Raw genomic sequence first — 17,588 nt, forward strand, 5'->3', positions numbered from 1 at the left:
TGGTAGAGTAAGACAATTTTAGGGAAAGCAGAGAAAATAAAAGTCAAGTAGCCAGCAGTATTTAACGGTACTATAAAACAACTAAAAAATAGCCTGCATGAAAGTCTTTAGACCTTTAAAAATTAGCCAAATTGCGAGCGCGCCTAAAACAATACCGATAGAAAGTCCAACGTAAAACATATAGTTTTCTTTATTTAAAAAAGCTAGGGAAAGAAAATATGGGCTTAAAAATAGCAAAGGCAATGCAATCGCCAAACATTTAATGCCTTTTACAAGTATTCTTTGGTCTGTATGCTTAGTCATTTTGATAAAGATTAATTGCATTACGTACGTTTTTATGCTGTTCTAATAACATTGTTGCAGTGGGTCTATCTACATTTATTTCGCTCATTATCATACGGATACCGCGATCTACAAGTTTGTTATTGCTCAATTGCATATCGACCATTTTATTCCCTTTAATTCTGCCTAATTGAATCATCGCGGTCGTAGAAATCATATTGAGCACCAGTTTTTGAGCTGTGCCAGCTTTCATTCGCGAACTACCAGTTACAAATTCTGGGCCAACCACTACCACAACAGGATATTGAGCCGTTTCGGCTAAGGGACTTCCTCCGTTACAAGTAATACAACCTGTAACAATATTGTTCGCATTACATTGCGTTAATGCACTTATCACATAAGGTGTAGTTCCGGAAGCTGCGATGCCAATAACAATATCTGCTTCGGAAATATGCTCCAATTGTAAATCCTGCCAGCCTTGTGTAGTACTATCTTCTGCAAATTCGACGGCTTCTCTTATTGCTGCGTCACCACCGGCAATCAAACCAATAACTAACCCTTGGTCTACCCCAAAGGTAGGAGGGCATTCACTTGCATCAACTACTCCTAGCCTTCCACTTGTACCAGCTCCAATATAGAAAAGGCGTCCTCCATTTTTTAATTTTTCAGAAACTACTGTTGTTAGCTTATTTATCTGAGGTAGTGATTTTTTTATAGATAAAGCAACAGTCTGATCCTCTTTATTGATAGAAATCAGAATTTCTTCTACACTCATCTTTTCTAGGGAGTGATAATGAGAATCTGATTCTGTGGTTTTTTTAAAGTCCATAAGAGACGCTGGTTTATTGTATGATATACATAAGAGTATCTCTTTCGGATACTCTAAAATACCCTAAGGGGAAATTGTCTGGGTTCGTTTCGTTCACTACATTGCCTCTTACTGTTGCAGGTTGCGTTTCAAATGGGCCGCCACCATCTTCAGAACCTTGTTGCAATAAAATGAACATAAAGTTACTGAAATTTCTGTCTACACCATCTAATTCAAAAAATACTTCATCTCCAGGTTCTAATTCTTCTGCTGTGTATAAAGCAAAAATCTGATTTCCATTAAAAAACTCATCAGACGTAATGTCTCTATCACGTCCTTTTGTAGAAGAAGTTTGTACGTAATAATAGTTTTCTTCACCCACAGGATCGTTAAAAAATGCTTTAATTTCAATTTCATCCCCTAAAAACCCTCCTTCATTATCTTGTTCTACATTTTTTTCCCAAGACGATACTGTTTCAATTTTTTCTGTAGCCGTAAAGGTGTCACCAGCGTATACTACTGTTATGGTATAGTCTGTATTATTTTCTGGTATTAAATCTGTTTTTGTAACGTACCTTCCGTTTTCTACGTGGCTTAATAAAAAGTTGTTATTGCCATCGCTAATGCTGACTTGTGCATTTGTAACCGCTGGAATTCCGTCGTTAAAAAAGGGACCTGTTAGGGATAATTTGACTTCTGTTCCTCCTCCGTCATTAGTTAATAACCGGATCATTGTGGCTTCTACCACGAGTTTTGGTTCACTTTCATTTAAGTCGACATCAATAACTTCTTCACAAGATATGAGTAATACTAGGCTAAAAAGTAGGGTTAAAATTCTCATAGCTTAAAATTTAAAATTATAAGTGATCGATGGGATAATCCCGAAGATAGCCAGTTTTACAGCTTCGTTTTGTCCTATGTCTGTGTTTTCTCTAAAGGATATAGACGCTGCATTTTTCCTGTTATACACATTGTAAATGCTAAAAATCCATTCACTGGCCCAAGGTTTCTTTCTTGAACTATCGCGCTCTCTGCTCTTTTTTGGGATAAAAGTAGCAGAGAAATCCATTCTATGAAAGTCTGGCAATCGACTTGCGTTTCTTGGCTCGTATACTGGAATGGTTAGTCCATCAAATTCATATTGGGCTGTAGGAAAAGTAAAAGGCAATCCAGTTTGATAAATGAGATTTGCAGCAAATGACCACTTCTTAGAATATTCATATTGAGCAGTAACAGAAACATCGTGTGTTTTATCCCAAGGCGAGTTGTACCAAGCACCGTTGTTAATTCCTATTTCATTCGGGGTTCTTCCGGGGGTGCGTTGTTCGCTTCTTGAAAGTGTATAAGCGATCCATCCAGTAAATCTACCTTGTGTTTTTCTAGCTAAAAATTCTAGCCCATACGCTCTAGCCTCTCCTGTAAGTAAAATTTGTTCTACAGCGTTATTTGCAATTAAATCTGCATCATCTACATAGTCCAGCCTGTTTTGAACCGTCTTGTAATAACTTTCTATTTCAATAGAAAACTGATCAAAGGCTTTGAAATACCCCACGGCTACTTGGTCTGCTAGTTGCGGGTCTATAAAACGGCCACTAGGAGCATAGATGTCAAAAGGAGTAGGAGAAGTCGTGTTGCTTATTAAATGAATGTATTGTGCTGTTCTATTATAACTTGCCTTAACGGAAGCATCTTCTGCTAATTGATAGGCAACCGCTAAACGGGGCTCAAGATTTGCAAAGAATTTAATAGTTTCAGTTCTATCAAAACTTTCGGTACCAATGGCATCTGCTTTTTGGTATATATCTAGATCTTCATCATATATAATGGGATTATTATCTTCATATATATTTAACTCATCTTGTCCCAATCTATTGAATGTGGATAGGCGAACCCCAGCTTGCACATTTAGCTTATCTGTGATTTCAAACTCCCCATCGACATAGATGGCATTTTCGAAAGCATATTTTTCAGTAAGTTTAAAAGGGTTAATCCCTGAAGTGCTTGTGGTAGGTGAGATATCACCCGGATTAAAGGTGTAATGAATACTATTTAAGCCATAGCGTAGTTTCGTTTTTTCTGAAACGTAGTGAGTAAGGTCATATTTTAGATTAAAATTTTTCACCCCACTATCAAACTGGAATTCTACAAATTTTAATTCTAGACCATAGTAATAATCAGAATAGATGGCCGATAAGTTGCTAAATAGCTTGTTTGAAAATAAATGGTTCCATCTTAAATTTACGGTAGTATTTCCGAAGAGATTAGAGAAACTGTCTGAAATAGCAAATTTATCTCTCCCAAAATATCCAGAAAGGAACAACCTATTTTTATCGTTAATGTTATAGCTTATTTTAGTGTTTAAATCATAAAAGTAGGCAATGTTGTCATTATCAAATAACGGTAGAAATAAATGCGCATAACTGCTACGACCCCCTATTAAAAAAGAAGCTTTATCTTTTACAATAGGACCTTCTAAAAGTAATCTGCTCGCGATAAGACCGATACCTCCAGTTGCTTTGTATTGTTTGTTATTACCATCCTTCTGATAAATATCTAACACAGAAGAAATACGCCCACCATACCTCGCAGGGATACCGCCTTTGTATAAAGTTAAGTCTTTGATTGCATCTGGATTAAACACAGAGAAAAAACCAAAAAGATGTGATGAATTAAAGAGGGTTGCTTCATCCAGGAGAATTAAATTTTGATCGGCAGCACCTCCGCGAACGTTAAAACCACTAGCGCCTTCTCCGGCATTCGTTACTCCAGGTAATAGTGTGATGGCTTTGATAACATCTGCCTCCCCAAGAACGACTGGGATTTTTTTAATGGTGGAAGAATTCAGCGTATTTACACTCATTTGAGGATCACGTATATTGAGTTTTTCTTTGTCTACAATGATAACCACTTCATCTAGTGACTCTAGATTCTCAGACAGTGACAAATTTTTTGTGATAGAAGCCTGCAAATCAATCGTTAATATTTCCGAAGTGAAACCAATACTAGTATATCGCATCTCATAAGTTCCTGCCGGGAGTGTGATGGAATAAAACCCATATACATTTGTGACTGCTCCCGCGTTTTCTGAGGGAACGATCACGTTGATACCAATAAGTGTTTCTCCAGAGTCTGTATCTGAAACTGTACCGCTAATCGTAAATTTTTCTTGTCCTGTAACTGAAAGTGTGAAGATTGAAAAAAGTATAAAAATAAAAAATTGTTTCATAAAATAAAAGGTCTTCTGTATAACAGAATACCTAAGGTATTTATTATTCGATATCGTTTAAAATTGCATTGAATGTTTTACTTGGCCGCATATGAGAAACAACCAATGTTTCTGTAGGCTCATAATAACCGCCAATATCTACTTTGCTTCCTTGGGCTGCATTCAATTCGTTCATTATAATGGACTCATTGTTTTTTAGTCTATCTGCGATAGGAGTAAAGCGATCGCATAATTCTGAATCGTTACTTTCTGCTAGTGCTTCTGCCCAATATCTCGCTAAGTAATAATGGCTCCCTCTATTGTCTATTTCGTTTACTTTACGAGAAGGGCCTTTCTTGTTTTCTAACAATTTTTCTGTGGCTTCATCTAAAGCTTCTCCTAGTTTAATTGCGTTTTTGTTATTATACGTCTGACCTAAATGTTCTAATGAAACTGCTAGGGCTAAAAACTCTCCAAGAGAATCCCATCTAAGGTGTCCTTCTTCTTCAAACTGTTGTACGTGCTTCGGGGCAGAACCTCCAGCACCTGTTTCAAATAAACCGCCACCATTCATTAATGGGACTATAGAAAGCATTTTTGCACTCGTTCCTAATTCTAGAATAGGGAAGAGATCTGTAAGGTAGTCTCTTAGTACATTACCGGTTACAGAAATTGTATTTTCACCTTTCTGGACTCTTGCTAGTGTATAGTTAGTGGCCTCTTCTTGAGATAAGATTTTAATGTCTAATCCAGAAGTGTCGTGATTAGGTAAATAGGTGTTTACCTTTTTAATAATCTCTGCATCATGAGCGCGGTCTTCATCTAACCAGAAAACTAATGGCCATCTAGTAGCTCTACCTCTTGATACTGCTAGCTTTACCCAATCTTGAATAGGCAAGTCTTTTACTTGACACATGCGCCAGATATCACCTTTTTCTACAGTGTGTTCCATTAGAGTCGTGCCATCTTGATCTAAGACACTTACTTTTCCTGATTCAGGAATTTGAAACGTCTTATCATGAGACCCATATTCTTCGGCCTTTTGAGCCATTAATCCTACATTAGGAACTGTACCCATTGTAGTGGGGTCAAAAGCGCCGTTTTCTCTACAAAAATCTAAAGTTGCTTGGTATAAAGGTGCGTAGCTGCTATCTGGAATAACAGCTTTAGTATCTTGTTGTTTTCCTTCTTTATTCCACATTTGCCCTGATGTGCGTATCATAGCTGGCATGGACGCGTCAATAATAACATCACTTGGCACGTGTAAATTAGTGATTCCTTTGTCGCTGTTTACCATGGCTAGGTCTGGACCATTTGCTAAAGCTGAGGCAAGATCTACTTCAATTATAGCTCTAATTACAGACTCCATTTCAGGCAACTTGTCTAATAAATCTCCCAAACCATTGTTTACATCTACTCCTGCATTTTCGAGGGCTGTTTCGTGTTTTTCAAAAACGTCTTTAAAGAAAATTTTCACAGCGTGACCAAAAATAATAGGATCACTCACTTTCATCATCGTTGCTTTCAAGTGAAGAGAAAACAAAACGCCTTGTTCTTTTGCATCCTTTACTTGCGCTTCTAAAAAAGCGAGTAATTTCTTCTTGTTCATTACGGTAGCATCGATAATCTCACCGGCTAATACTGCTATATTTTCCTTGAGAACAATTTCTTGTCCTGATGTCTTCTTGAGTATAATATTTACCGCTCCTTCCTTTACAAGCGTTACAGATTGTTCGTTATGTCTAAAGTCTCCTTCGCTCATTGTTGACACGTGCGTTTTAGAACTACTGCTCCAAGCACCCATACTATGTGGGTTTTTTTTTGCGTAATTTTTAACTGCTTTAGGAGCTCTACGGTCACTGTTTCCTTCTCTTAATACTGGATTTACAGCACTACCTTTAATCTTATTGTATGTTGTTTGAATTGATTTGTCCTGAGCCGTTGTTGGGTCTTCTGGATAGTCAGGAATGGCAAAACCTTTTGCTTGGAGTTCTTTTATCGCATCATTTAATTGAGGAACAGAAGCGCTTATGTTAGGAAGCTTAATGATATTTGCTTCAGGCATTTTTGCTAATTCGCCAAGCTCCGTCAGTGCGTCATTTACTCGTTGATCTGGATTTAAAAAATCTGGAAAATTTGCCAAAATTCTAGCAGCTAGTGAGATGTCACGTGTTTCAACTACTATTTTTGAGGGAGCGGTAAACGCCTTAACAATAGGAAGAAAAGATTGAGTAGCAAGTGCGGGTGCCTCGTCTGTTTTAGTATAGATAATTTTAGCAACTTTTGACATGTATCTGGTCTTATTTAAATGTATAAATCTTCGTTTTAGAGAAGTGCAAATATACGGATTTGTAGCGCAGTATAAAAGCTAGAGAAGTGTCAAAAAATGGAAATAAAAAAGCCATAACAAGTCCTGAAACATTGCTATGGCTTTATGTGGCTAACCTTTTACCAACGGACTCCTTGAAAGCTCTTAATGCAGTTTTGTTATATGGCTGCTGCTGTGGGCTATACACAAGTCTTAATTTTTATCGAGCAATAACTTTCGTTATCCTATGCTTTTTAAACTTTAAGACTTTTTCTCTAAATTCGAGTGTTCAGCGATCAAAACCACGTTCCACTTTTATAAATTTTAGAAAAAATAAGAAAACATTTTTTACATTTTTACTATCATTAACCTAATCGTAAAATTATAATGAAATTACTAGAATAAAGAACATTTTCAAATATCAAGACGTGACCTAGATCACATCTTGATATGTTAAAAGTAAATAGTTTTTCTGAAATATCGATTGCTTATAGAGTGCTAATTGTCAACAGGTTATGAACTTTGGTTATTAACAATTGTTCACAAAAAAAGCGTCCTTCAAGTGATATGAAGGACGCTGAGTATTTGACAGGTTGTCTACTAGTATCTTTGTTCTTTGATACGGGCTTTTTTACCTGTAAGGCCTCTAAAGTAGTAGATACGTTTTCTACGAACACTACCTTTTTTATTAATTTCTATTTTCTGAAGTGCTGGCATATTCACTGGGAATATACGTTCTACACCAACAGTACCAGACATTTTTCTGATAGTAAAGGTTTTTAATAATCCAGTACCTTTTACTTGGATTACAACACCTCTAAAAAACTGTGTTCTTGTTTTTTCTCCTTCACGAATTTCATAAAACACAGTGATAGTATCACCGGCAGAAAATTCTGGAAAATCTTTTTTGGTTACAAATTCATCTTGTACAAATTTTACTAACGCTTCCATTTTTTATTATTTGATAGTTTACTTTATAACGACATCCACGTTTCTCGCCAGAGGTTGAAATAAAGGGTTGCCTAGCTTCTAAAGTTAAGCGGCTGCAAAAATAGTGTTTTTATCTATTTGGGCAATAAAATTACTGTTTATTTAATAGGAACATACTATTAATGAACCGCATATTAATGATACCGTCCCCTGAGGGAGACGATATTTTATGCTAATGGTATCTAAGCTCCTATTAAGAGATTTGCTGAAGCTCAGCAAATCCTATTTCTATTATCGTTTAATCAATTGCATACTGTACATGCCTAAATTTGTTTCTATAAAAACAAAGTAAGAAGCATTAGCGGCATTAGATACAGAAAATATATTCCGGCGTATTTCTGAAACGCTATAGTTTTTAATGATTCTTCCAGAAATATCTAACAAGGTTATTTTCTCTATGTTAATATCGTCTGACATAGTGATACTAAAACTTGTTGCTGCTGGATTTGGAAACAGTTGCAGGGTTTTTAATATTTCCGAAGCCTCTACTGTCAAGGAAGGATCTACAAAAATATCAAACTCACAAGAGGTTGTATTCCCACTTGGGTCTGTTACTGTGATTGTAATTTCTGTTTCTCCTGCTTCTACAAATGCGCCTACTGCAGGGTTTTGTTCAGTAATTAGTTGATCAATGCAATTGTCTGCAACAGTCACCGTGCCATCCACAACAAAGTCGGGAAGCTCATAAGGTGCTAGTGCTGCAATGATTACAGTTCCTTCAGGGCATACAATAGTAGGAACTATATTGTCTACTACAAACACATCTGAGATACAACTGTCACTTTCGCCTTGAGCGTTGGTAACTGTAAGCGTTACGGGTACAATATTACCTGCATCTTCACAGGTAAAAGTGTCAATGTCAATAGTGAGTACATACCCGCAAATATCGAAAACTTCATTTGCAGAAATATTCTGCGGTACGATCGTAGCGATTCCGTTTTCATCAAGTATTACAGATACATCTTGGCAATCTGCAACAGGAGCATCACTTAACGGATTTATAGTAACAATTGCGATACAGGTAACTTCATTTCCTGCAGTATCTGTAATGGTAAGTTGTACTTCATTATCACCAAGGTCGTCACAATCAAAGATGGTTATGTCTAATTCATAAGACTCAATATTACAATTGTCAGTACTTCCATTATCTATCATTGCTGGAGTAATAAATATGGTGTCTCCATCTTCGTTAAGTTCAAATTCTAAATCTTGACATACTATTATAGGAAGAATATTGTCTTCTATGGTAACCATCGCATTACACTCTGATACGTTTCCGTTATCGTCTGTGACTGTTAGTACAACATTGTTTAATCCTAGATCGTCACAAGTAAATGAAGTGGTGTCAATTTCGACAGTCACATTTCCGCAGTTATCAAAACTACCACTGTCTATATCAGCCACTTCAATTGAAGCAAGACCGTCAGCATCAAGTTCGAGGGTGAGGTTAGTACAGATGGCGGTAGGTAATGTCGCATCTACAACGGTTACGGTAGTATCGCAAGAATTAAAGTTTCCATTTACATCTGTTACTGTGACGGTCACATTATGTTCTCCAATCATCGTACAATCAAACATTGTGGTGCTTACTTCAATGGAGGCAATGGCACAATTATCTGTACTTTCGCCTGCAATCATTTCTCCCGTCACTAAAGCCATTCCTGTAGCGTCTAACTCTACAGTAATAGGTGTGCAAATAACTTCTGGTGGTATATTATCTTCAATGGTCACAATGGCAGTACAACTCGTTACATCTCCCTCATTATCAACTATAGAAAGAACTACTTCGTTATCTCCTATATCTGAACAATCAAAGGTGTCAATGTCAATAGTTGTATTTGAACTTTCACATATCGTTCCAGTACCGCCATTAATATCTACGGTAGTAATTGTAGCCATTCCATTTTCGTCAAGTTCGACAGTAATATTTTCACAAATAGTCTCTGGAATTTCTGAATTTTCAACAGTTACCGTAAAGATGCATAAGGTCGTGTTACCACAGTCATCTACAATCTCAAATTGATTAAGAGTATCACCTATTGGGAATTCACTTCCTGAAACTAGACCGTTTATTAATGTTATTGTCACATCCCCGCAAGTATCACTTGCAGTAATATCAAAGGTTACTATAGCAGTACATTGATCTAGATCGTTATTTACTAAGATGTCATCTGGGCACTCCATCGTTGGTGCTATTATATCTTGTATTGTAATAATCTGGATACAAGCAGCTGGATCATTTCCGCAGTCATCAACAGCAAGCCACGTACGTGTGATTATTTGTGTGTTTCCACATGTTTCTTCTACTTCGTCTGTAAAGGTAACTATAGGATTAGGGTCGCAATCAGAATCTGCTATTGCAGTTCCTGTATTCGTTGGTGACGTATCGTCTCCACAAGCGATTGTAGTATCAGCTGGACAGGTGATTTCCAGGCTTAATTCTGGTTCTAGTTTGAAAGAATACACTCTTGATTTTCTGTTAAGACCGGGGTCTCCAGAATATTCTGAGGTGACCCAAAACGTAAGGTCATCTGCAGGGTCTCTTACACCTTGACCATAATCTCCATATCGATCATTGGATGTTACTGATGTTGTTCCTGCAATAGCTAATTCTTCTGGAACCGTCATTGTCCCTAGAGGGTCGCCATCCATTCTACCTGTATAGTAAAGTGAAGGGAAGGTTGATGTTCCTGCCTTTGTGTATCCTAATCCAATGTTTCCTGCGCTATCCATTGAGATACAACCCATAAAAACGGATTCTTTTAATGCTATTGTAGTTTCTGCTGGATCTGTAAATGTTCCTTCTTGAAAAACACTCCAAGTGGCACCATCATTTGTACTTCTAAGTTCTACCCAACGGATTCCAGATTTTTGTATTCCATCTTGAATTTCTACAACCCAATTCAATAAAATAGATTCGTGTGTAGGAAATTTATACCAATGTGACATATTCATCACGGCTCCCACAATTGCGTCAATTCTTTGTGTAGTTCCAGGCTGCGCAATATTTGCAAAACCTCCAGCAATGACCGCATCAAAAGCAGCTGTAGGTATTTCTACTTTATCTGAAATTGTAGAGGCGTTAATTGTGGCTGCACTTGTCCAGTCCATGTCGATATTCCACAACCCTATATGATCTGTACTTATACTTGAAAAAGCGTCATCTTGATAATAAACAATTTTAATATCGCCAGTCGCAGCACCTGCCGCTTCTGAGTGTACCGGAATAGGTGCGGCAAAACCCCCAACACCTAAGTTTGCAGGAGAAAATCCGGCAATTTCTGCTGTAGCGTCACCGGCTAGCATTTTGGATCTATTAAAAGTATATACCTTTTGAGAGCCTGTAAAGTTTCCTGCGGTAACATAACTATCACCCCAAACTCCATAATGCGGGTAATCATTTCCCGCAGGAAGTTCGTATTCATATACATTATAAGCCCCTGTAGGATCTGGCGTAGTTGAGATTCCTATTAAGAAAACATTGTCTGATAAAGCCGGATTTCCAGATAACTGAAATTGTGAGATAAACCATCTGTCAGCTTCTCTATCATACATTACCACTGGGTCACCTGCATTGTCTGCATGATTAGGTCCGGAAAGTGGATCGTTTAAAGTTTTTGGAAAGCCCGCCGCAATGGTTCCATTTTTATCATAAACTGCCCATAATCCATTTTGCATCGTCACGATGTGATTAGGACCTACTGCCATAGAAGGGTCTGGTGGAGCAGCAGAATTACTTACATCATCAAAATTTACAATGGGAGCTCTATTTAAATTAGAGTCGTCTGGAGCGATGCTCATTTGCATCTTTGGGTCAATGGACGTGCTACTTCTCCCGGCTGCATTTAAATGAGCCAATTTTCTTTTTCGCTTCGCGCTCATATCGTGACTTGTATTAGACCCATCTTTCGGGACAATAAAGCCATCAAAAGTAGATAAGTCATCACAAACCGGTAAGTCTCTCACCGGAGGTGAAACAAAGAAGTTAGTGGGAGTTAATATGAGCGTTGGATGCTCGCTAGGAGTATAAGCTGCCGAAGCAGATGACTCATTGTCCTGTTGCGCAAAAGTTGTTGAAGCGCAAAGCATAATAGCTAGTATTGCAATTTGTTTTTTTAATTTTAATAGTAAATTCATCAGTTAGAATGTAAGATAATATTTATGTATAATAGGAAGCTAAGATATTAAAAACCTAATAAATAACACTTTATAAATGAGTATTGAGTTTTAGGTGTGCCTTGAATTTTAAAAATTGATATTAAATTACCTGACAATGAATGAAGTATGTCAGATTGTATTAATAAATTTAGTGATTATGTAAAGATAATTGCTAATGAAGCCTACTGGTAATTATGGGATATTTTTATGAGATAAAATCATCCTTTAATGTGGTGTTTGATAGAAACAATAAAGCGCAACAATGCTCTATCGTTGCGCTTTAAAAATCTATAATCAGTGACGTTCACTCAGAACACGTCACATTGTAACCTATTTAATCATGTCATAACTGCGTTTTATAAACGCTGTCATGTCTTCTCCTTTTAAGAGCCCTTTGCTCAGCTTAGCTAAATCAAGTGCTTGATTCACCAAACGTTCTTTTTTCTTAGCCGTCTTGGTGTTTAAAATTTCAGAAACGAGCTCATTGTTCGTGTTGACAATCAGGTTATACATTTCTGGAAAACCGCCCATTCCGAACATGCCGCCACCGCCACCAGACTGTTGCATCTCTTTCATACGACGCATAAATTCTGGTTCTGTAATGGTAAATGGATTTGCATTGCTGTCCATTGCTTCTAGCTGTACTGTAAACTTATCTGCAGGTATCGCCGTTGCTAAAAAGGTCTTTAAGGTCTCCTTTTCTTCATCGCTTAACTTAGAGATGGCTTCTTCATCTTTTTTGATGAGGTTGTCTATATGATCTCCATCTACACGTGCAAAACTTACCTTCTCATTACTCGTTTCCATTTTCTGGATGAGGTGTGAGATAATAGGCGAGTCTAGTAATAATACTTCATATCCCTTGTCTGTTGCAGACTGGATATAACTGTGTTGTTCCTCTTTATTACTAGCGTAGAGTAATACTAGCTTTTCATCTTTATCTGTTTGTGAAGCAGCTAGTTTTTCTTTTAATTCTGCAAACGTGTAATATTTTCCGTCTGTAGTAGGGTACAACATAAAGTCTTGTGCTTTGTCAAAGAATTTATCTTCGGTAAGCATACCGTACTCTATCACTATTTTAATGTCGTTCCACTTTGCTTCAAAGTCTTCACGGTTCTCGTTAAAAAGACTCTTTAATTTATCACCTACTTTACGAGTAATGTAACTAGAGATTTTCTTAACAGCACCATCAGATTGTAAATAACTACGAGATACGTTTAATGGAATATCTGGTGAGTCAATCACACCGCGAAGCATTTGTAAAAATTCTGGTACGATTCCTTCTACATTATCCGTTACAAAAACTTGGTTTTGGTATAACTGAATCTTGTCTTTCTGAATCTGCATATCCTGATTCATCTTCGGGAAATATAAAATTCCTGTAAGATTAAAAGGATAATCCACATTTAGGTGAATATTAAAAAGTGGCTCTTCAAACTGTGCAGGATATAACTCTCTGTAAAAAGAAGAATAGTCTTCGTCCTTTAGCTCTGTAGGAGTCTTCGTCCAAGCTGGTGAAGGATTGTTAATAATGTTATCTACTTCTTGAGTAGGAGCAGCGTCTTCTTCTTTAGCATCTTCTGGCTTAGGTAGGGTTTCTGTCTTCATCCCAAACTTAATAGGGATAGGCATAAACTTATTATACTTTGTCAAAAGACTTGTGATCTTACTGTCTTCAAGAAATTCTTTTTCGTCTTCAGAAATGTGAAGAATAATCTCTGTCCCTCTTTCCTTTCTGTCAGACTCTTCTAGCGTGTAATTAGGAGACCCGTCACAAGACCAGTGCGCTCCAGGTTCATCTTTAAAAGACTTTGTGAAGATCTCTACTTTTTCTGCCACCATAAAGGCGGAGTAAAAACCAAGACCAAAGTGCCCAATAATACCTGCATCTTCTCCTTTTGTGTCTTTGTATTTTTCGATAAACTCTTCTGCTCCAGAAAATGCAATCTGGTTGATGTACTTATCAACTTCTTCCATCGTCATACCAATACCTTGATCGATAATGTGCAGTGTCTTCGCTTCTTTGTCAATCTTTATCTCGATGTTAGGATTTCCGTAGTCCACTTTTGCTTCTCCTATATTAGTAAGGTGTTTCAACTTTAAGGTTGCATCTGTGGCGTTACTCACTAACTCACGTAAAAAAATCTCGTGGTCGCTATATAAAAATTTCTTGATTAGCGGAAAGATATTCTCTACCGCTACATTAATTGTTCCTGTGCTCATATTCAGTGTCCCGCTTTGACCGGGTAAAATTTAATTAAACTTATTTGTTTCTGAAATATTCAAAAGCAGTACCAATTTGTATTTTGTGACATCATGTCATTAAAATAGAGCGCGTCAAAAGTCAAAGCTGAACAAAACGTTTAATGAAATGACTATTTAGTTAGACAAAAAGAGATTATCTTTGATATAGATAAAGTAAATCTTACAAAAGTTCATTTTTTACTTTATCTTATGGTTAGGTTGTTTTTAGGGTGTCTTTTTTAGATGCCCTTTTTTATTTTTTGGGGGATAAATACTGTTTGCAAATTGTTCAATTCAAATATTGAAAATCTTATCTTGCAAGCTCATAGCTTAATATATTAGTATGTATACCTCAAAAATTATTGGTCTAGGAAAATACGTTCCCGAAAATGTTGTCACCAATGATGACTTAGCAAAATTAATGGATACAAATGATGCTTGGATCCAGGAGCGCACAGGAATACAAGAACGTAGGCATATTAAAAAAGGAGATGGTAATTCTACTTCGATAATGGGTGTGAAAGCTTCAACGATAGCCTTAGAAAGAGCAAATCTAAAACCAGACGACATAGATATGATTGTCTTTGCGACCTTAAGTCCAGATATGTATTTCCCTGGGGGTGGCGTAGAGGTACAGCATTTAATGGGGATGAGAACGGTACCTGCATTAGACGTTAGAAACCAATGTAGTGGTTTTGTGTATGGGCTCTCTGTGGCAGACCAGTTTATAAAAACAGGAATGTATAAAAACATTTTGGTCATTGGAGCAGAGAATCATAGTGGGGGTTTAGACTTTAATACGCGCAGTAGGGGTGTTTCGGTTATTTTTGGGGATGGAGCAGGAGCTGCAGTACTCACAAGGAGCGACGATAAAACTGGGATTCTCTCTACACACTTGCACAGTGAAGGTGCACACAAAGACCAATTAGCATTAAAAGGGCCAAGCACATCATATTGGGTGCCAGAGATTATTGCAGATAACCCGCGGGAGGATATTCCTTATTATCCAGTAATGAACGGACAATTTGTCTTTAAACATGCTATCACCCGTTTTGCCGAAGTAATCAACGAAGGATTGCAAGCAAACGGTCTTAACGTTTCAGAAATAAATATGTTGATACCACATCAAGCAAATTTGAGAATCTCTCAAATGATACAGCGTAAGTTTAAGTTGCAAGACTCTCAAGTGTATAATAACATACAGCGCTACGGTAACACGACTGCGGCTTCTATTCCTATTGCCTTAACTGAGGCGTGGGAAGAAGGGAGGATAAAGAAGGGGGATCTTGTTGTACTGGCAGCTTTTGGGAGTGGCTTTACTTGGGGGAGTGTCATTATTAGATGGTAATTGTGCCCTCTGTAAAAATCCAAAGCCTTTTAGTTTCACACTAAAAGGCTTTTTTACTTAACACACATTAATTAATCAAAGGCTAATTCAAATAATCTATTTGATATGATAACTTTTATTATAGACTTCAGAAATGTTCTAGTGTTTCACTTTTAAGAAATTTAATTAAAAAACAATCCCAAAGCCTAGAACCTCGGGATTGGCATTTTACTGCTATTATTAACACTAACCATCAACGTAAAATATTTCGCAGTAAAATGAGAAACGTTTCTATTTTATAGACGGTTTATCTTTTTGATTGTTACAGTTGAAGTTGTTTTTTTTTATTCATTATACGTTTGTTGTTTATTTCATTGGCACAATCAACTCTTTGTCAAAAAACAGACTAAGTCGATAGACTTTAAAGTTTAGTCTAATTAGATTAATTTTACACAATGAAAAAGAAAACACTCGTCATTGGTGCAAGTCTAAAGTCAAATCGATACTCTACTGTTTCAATTAAGAGATTGACTATGTATGAACACCCTGTGGTTGCAATTGGTCTCAGGGAAGGAAAGGTTTCGGGGGTTGATGTTTCAGTAGAAAAAGAACCTTTTAAGGATATAGATACGGTGACTTTGTATATAAACCCTTCTAGGCAAGCACCTTATTATGACTATATCATCACGCTAAATCCAGCCCGTGTGATTTTTAACCCAGGCACTGAAAATCCTGAATTCTTCACTCTTTTAAAAGAAAATAATATAGATTTTGAAGTGGCCTGTACTTTAGTCCTTCTGGGTACGAATCAATACTAAACCCAGATAGGTTAAGAGTCCGTTAAGGATGAGAATGAAAAAGCCAAACTCAAAGTCAAATAATGCGCTCGCACCATAGCTGATTGCAAAACCAAGAAATGGTGTCATAATCGCAACAAGCGGCACCCACTTGTCTTTTACGTTCCACTTAGAGAACAATCCAAATGCGTAGAGACCTAAAAGAGGTCCGTACGTGTAGCCCGCAAATGTGAATAGTTTTGTGATGACAGACGCGTCTCCGATCACATAATTGAAGAAGACAATCACAAGGATAAGAACCCCAGACATTGCTATGTGTACTTTCTTTCTTGTTTTTACTTGTGCAGCTTCATTTTTCTTTTTTTCAATATCGAGAATATCTATGCTAAAGGAGGTGGTAAGCGATGTCAATGCACTATCTGCACTACTGTAAGCGGCCGCGATAAGACCAAGTAAGAAGAAAACTGCCAAGCCTATACCCATTCCAGAATCTACTGCGATTGTGGAGAATAATTTGTCCTTGCTCGCTTCTATTCCATAGCGTTCTGCATACACAGTAAGTAATAATCCAAGGGCAAGGAAAATGAAATTAACGATGGTAAGTACAATTGTAAACCAAAAGACATTCTTCTGTGCGTCTTTTAAATTGCGACAGGTTAGATTTTTTTGCATCATGTCTTGATCAAGACCTGTCATCACAATGGCAATGAAAATTCCGCTAAAAAACTGTTTAAAGAAATAATTACCGCTCTTAAAATCATCAAAAAAGAAAATTTGAGAGAGGTCACTATCGGCAAGGGTATCCCACACGTCACTAAAGCTAGACAATTCTAAGCCGTCAGCGACATAATAGATACCCACACCAAGCGCGATGAGCATAAAGAGCGTCTGTAAGGTATCTGTCCATACAATGGTTTTAATACCGCTCTTGTAGGTGTAGAGCCAGATTAATAAAATAGTCACGGTGACAGTCACCCAGAAAGGAACGCCTGGTTGCCCAAAAAACGGCAATCTGTCAAACACTAAATCTTGAAGTACAATCGCGACGAGGTAGAGTCTAAAACTAGCGCCAACGATTCTAGATAATAAGAAAAATGACGCGCCGGTCTTATAAGAAGCATTACCAAATCTACCTTCTAGATAAGTATAAATAGAGGTAAGGTTCAGCTTATAATATAATGGTAGGAGTACAAGACTAATAACGGCATACCCAATAGTGTACCCAAGTACTACCTGAAAATACCCAAAGCTATTTGCGGCTACTGCGCCAGGAACAGAAATAAAGGTGACACCACTCAGAGAGGCGCCTATCATACCAAAGGCAACTAAGTACCAAGGAGACTTTTTTCCCGCTTTAAAAAAATCTGAGTTGCTCCCGTCTTTATTTGTTAAAAAAGAGATGAGGAGGAGTAGGCCAAAATAAGAACCTATTAAAAGTAATATGTGAATGGGCTGCATAATCTCCTTTT

At 37.2% G+C, this 17,588-nt stretch carries 11 protein-coding genes; 2 read left to right on the plus strand and 9 right to left on the minus strand.

Annotated features, from left to right (window positions below; genetic code table 11):
• Window positions 1-81: 81 nt before the first annotated feature.
• From ABXT71_RS07495 to htpG, 8 genes are all read right to left on the minus strand, one after another.
• The gene (locus ABXT71_RS07495) at window positions 82-303 is read right to left on the minus strand and encodes a DUF6095 family protein (RefSeq protein WP_415370706.1); all 222 of its coding nucleotides are present in this window, start codon (window positions 301-303) and stop codon (window positions 82-84) included.
• The gene (murQ, locus tag ABXT71_RS07500) at window positions 296-1,111 is read right to left on the minus strand and encodes an N-acetylmuramic acid 6-phosphate etherase (RefSeq protein ID WP_415370707.1); all 816 of its coding nucleotides are present in this window, start codon (window positions 1,109-1,111) and stop codon (window positions 296-298) included. Before murQ ends, ABXT71_RS07495 begins: the two co-directional genes overlap by 8 nt.
• A 13-nt stretch (window positions 1,112-1,124) precedes the next feature.
• Entirely contained in the window at window positions 1,125-1,931 is an 807-nt protein-coding gene (locus ABXT71_RS07505) for a DUF4249 domain-containing protein (RefSeq protein ID WP_415370708.1), read from the minus strand.
• 3 nt (window positions 1,932-1,934) lie between these two features.
• Window positions 1,935-4,316 (minus strand): TonB-dependent receptor, encoded by a 2,382-nt coding sequence (locus tag ABXT71_RS07510; RefSeq protein ID WP_415370709.1) that lies wholly within the window; start codon window positions 4,314-4,316, stop codon window positions 1,935-1,937.
• Between the two features lie 43 nt (window positions 4,317-4,359).
• Complete coding sequence (locus tag ABXT71_RS07515; protein ID WP_415370710.1) at window positions 4,360-6,585, minus strand: NADP-dependent isocitrate dehydrogenase; 2,226 nt, start codon at window positions 6,583-6,585, stop codon at window positions 4,360-4,362.
• A 618-nt stretch (window positions 6,586-7,203) separates the two neighbouring features.
• Complete coding sequence (gene rplS / locus ABXT71_RS07520; protein ID WP_415370711.1) at window positions 7,204-7,554, minus strand: 50S ribosomal protein L19; 351 nt, start codon at window positions 7,552-7,554, stop codon at window positions 7,204-7,206.
• A gap of 270 nt (window positions 7,555-7,824) precedes the next feature.
• The gene (locus tag ABXT71_RS07525; RefSeq protein WP_415370712.1) at window positions 7,825-11,730 is read right to left on the minus strand and encodes an HYR domain-containing protein; all 3,906 of its coding nucleotides are present in this window, start codon (window positions 11,728-11,730) and stop codon (window positions 7,825-7,827) included.
• A 351-nt stretch (window positions 11,731-12,081) separates the two neighbouring features.
• Window positions 12,082-13,974, minus strand: a complete 1,893-nt coding sequence (gene htpG, locus ABXT71_RS07530) for a molecular chaperone HtpG (protein ID WP_415370713.1) — start codon at window positions 13,972-13,974, stop codon at window positions 12,082-12,084.
• A 364-nt stretch (window positions 13,975-14,338) separates the two neighbouring features.
• Here htpG and ABXT71_RS07535 point away from each other — a divergent pair, with 364 nt between their 5' ends.
• Window positions 14,339-15,343 carry a 3-oxoacyl-ACP synthase III family protein gene (locus tag ABXT71_RS07535; RefSeq protein WP_415370714.1) on the plus strand — a complete coding sequence of 335 codons (1,005 nt, stop codon included), beginning with the start codon at window positions 14,339-14,341 and terminating at the stop codon, window positions 15,341-15,343.
• A gap of 434 nt (window positions 15,344-15,777) precedes the next feature.
• Window positions 15,778-16,140, plus strand: a complete 363-nt coding sequence (locus tag ABXT71_RS07540; RefSeq protein ID WP_415370715.1) for a CoA-binding protein — start codon at window positions 15,778-15,780, stop codon at window positions 16,138-16,140.
• Here the strand turns inward: ABXT71_RS07540 and ABXT71_RS07545 are convergent.
• Window positions 16,111-17,577 carry a sodium:solute symporter gene (locus ABXT71_RS07545; protein WP_415370716.1) on the minus strand — a complete coding sequence of 489 codons (1,467 nt, stop codon included), beginning with the start codon at window positions 17,575-17,577 and terminating at the stop codon, window positions 16,111-16,113. The two genes, ABXT71_RS07540 and ABXT71_RS07545, sit on opposite strands and share 30 nt — an antisense overlap.
• Window positions 17,578-17,588: the final 11 nt, after the last annotated feature.

Origin of the sequence: Patiriisocius sp. Uisw_047, from assembly GCF_047730165.1 — a bacterium.
GTDB lineage: Bacteria > Bacteroidota > Bacteroidia > Flavobacteriales > Flavobacteriaceae > Patiriisocius.

Excerpts from the sequence above, each read along its gene's own strand:
- ABXT71_RS07495 (WP_415370706.1), bottom strand. The coding sequence starts at position 303 with ATGACTAAGCATACAGACCAAAGAATACTTGTAAAAGGCATTAAATGT.
- murQ (WP_415370707.1), bottom strand. The coding sequence starts at position 1,111 with ATGGACTTTAAAAAAACCACAGAATCAGATTCTCATTATCACTCCCTA.
- ABXT71_RS07505 (WP_415370708.1), bottom strand. The coding sequence starts at position 1,931 with ATGAGAATTTTAACCCTACTTTTTAGCCTAGTATTACTCATATCTTGT.
- ABXT71_RS07510 (WP_415370709.1), bottom strand. The coding sequence starts at position 4,316 with ATGAAACAATTTTTTATTTTTATACTTTTTTCAATCTTCACACTTTCA.
- ABXT71_RS07515 (WP_415370710.1), bottom strand. The coding sequence starts at position 6,585 with ATGTCAAAAGTTGCTAAAATTATCTATACTAAAACAGACGAGGCACCC.
- rplS (WP_415370711.1), bottom strand. The coding sequence starts at position 7,554 with ATGGAAGCGTTAGTAAAATTTGTACAAGATGAATTTGTAACCAAAAAA.
- ABXT71_RS07525 (WP_415370712.1), bottom strand. The coding sequence starts at position 11,730 with ATGAATTTACTATTAAAATTAAAAAAACAAATTGCAATACTAGCTATT.
- htpG (WP_415370713.1), bottom strand. The coding sequence starts at position 13,974 with ATGAGCACAGGAACAATTAATGTAGCGGTAGAGAATATCTTTCCGCTA.
- ABXT71_RS07535 (WP_415370714.1), top strand. The coding sequence starts at position 14,339 with ATGTATACCTCAAAAATTATTGGTCTAGGAAAATACGTTCCCGAAAAT.
- ABXT71_RS07540 (WP_415370715.1), top strand. The coding sequence starts at position 15,778 with ATGAAAAAGAAAACACTCGTCATTGGTGCAAGTCTAAAGTCAAATCGA.
- ABXT71_RS07545 (WP_415370716.1), bottom strand. The coding sequence starts at position 17,577 with ATGCAGCCCATTCACATATTACTTTTAATAGGTTCTTATTTTGGCCTA.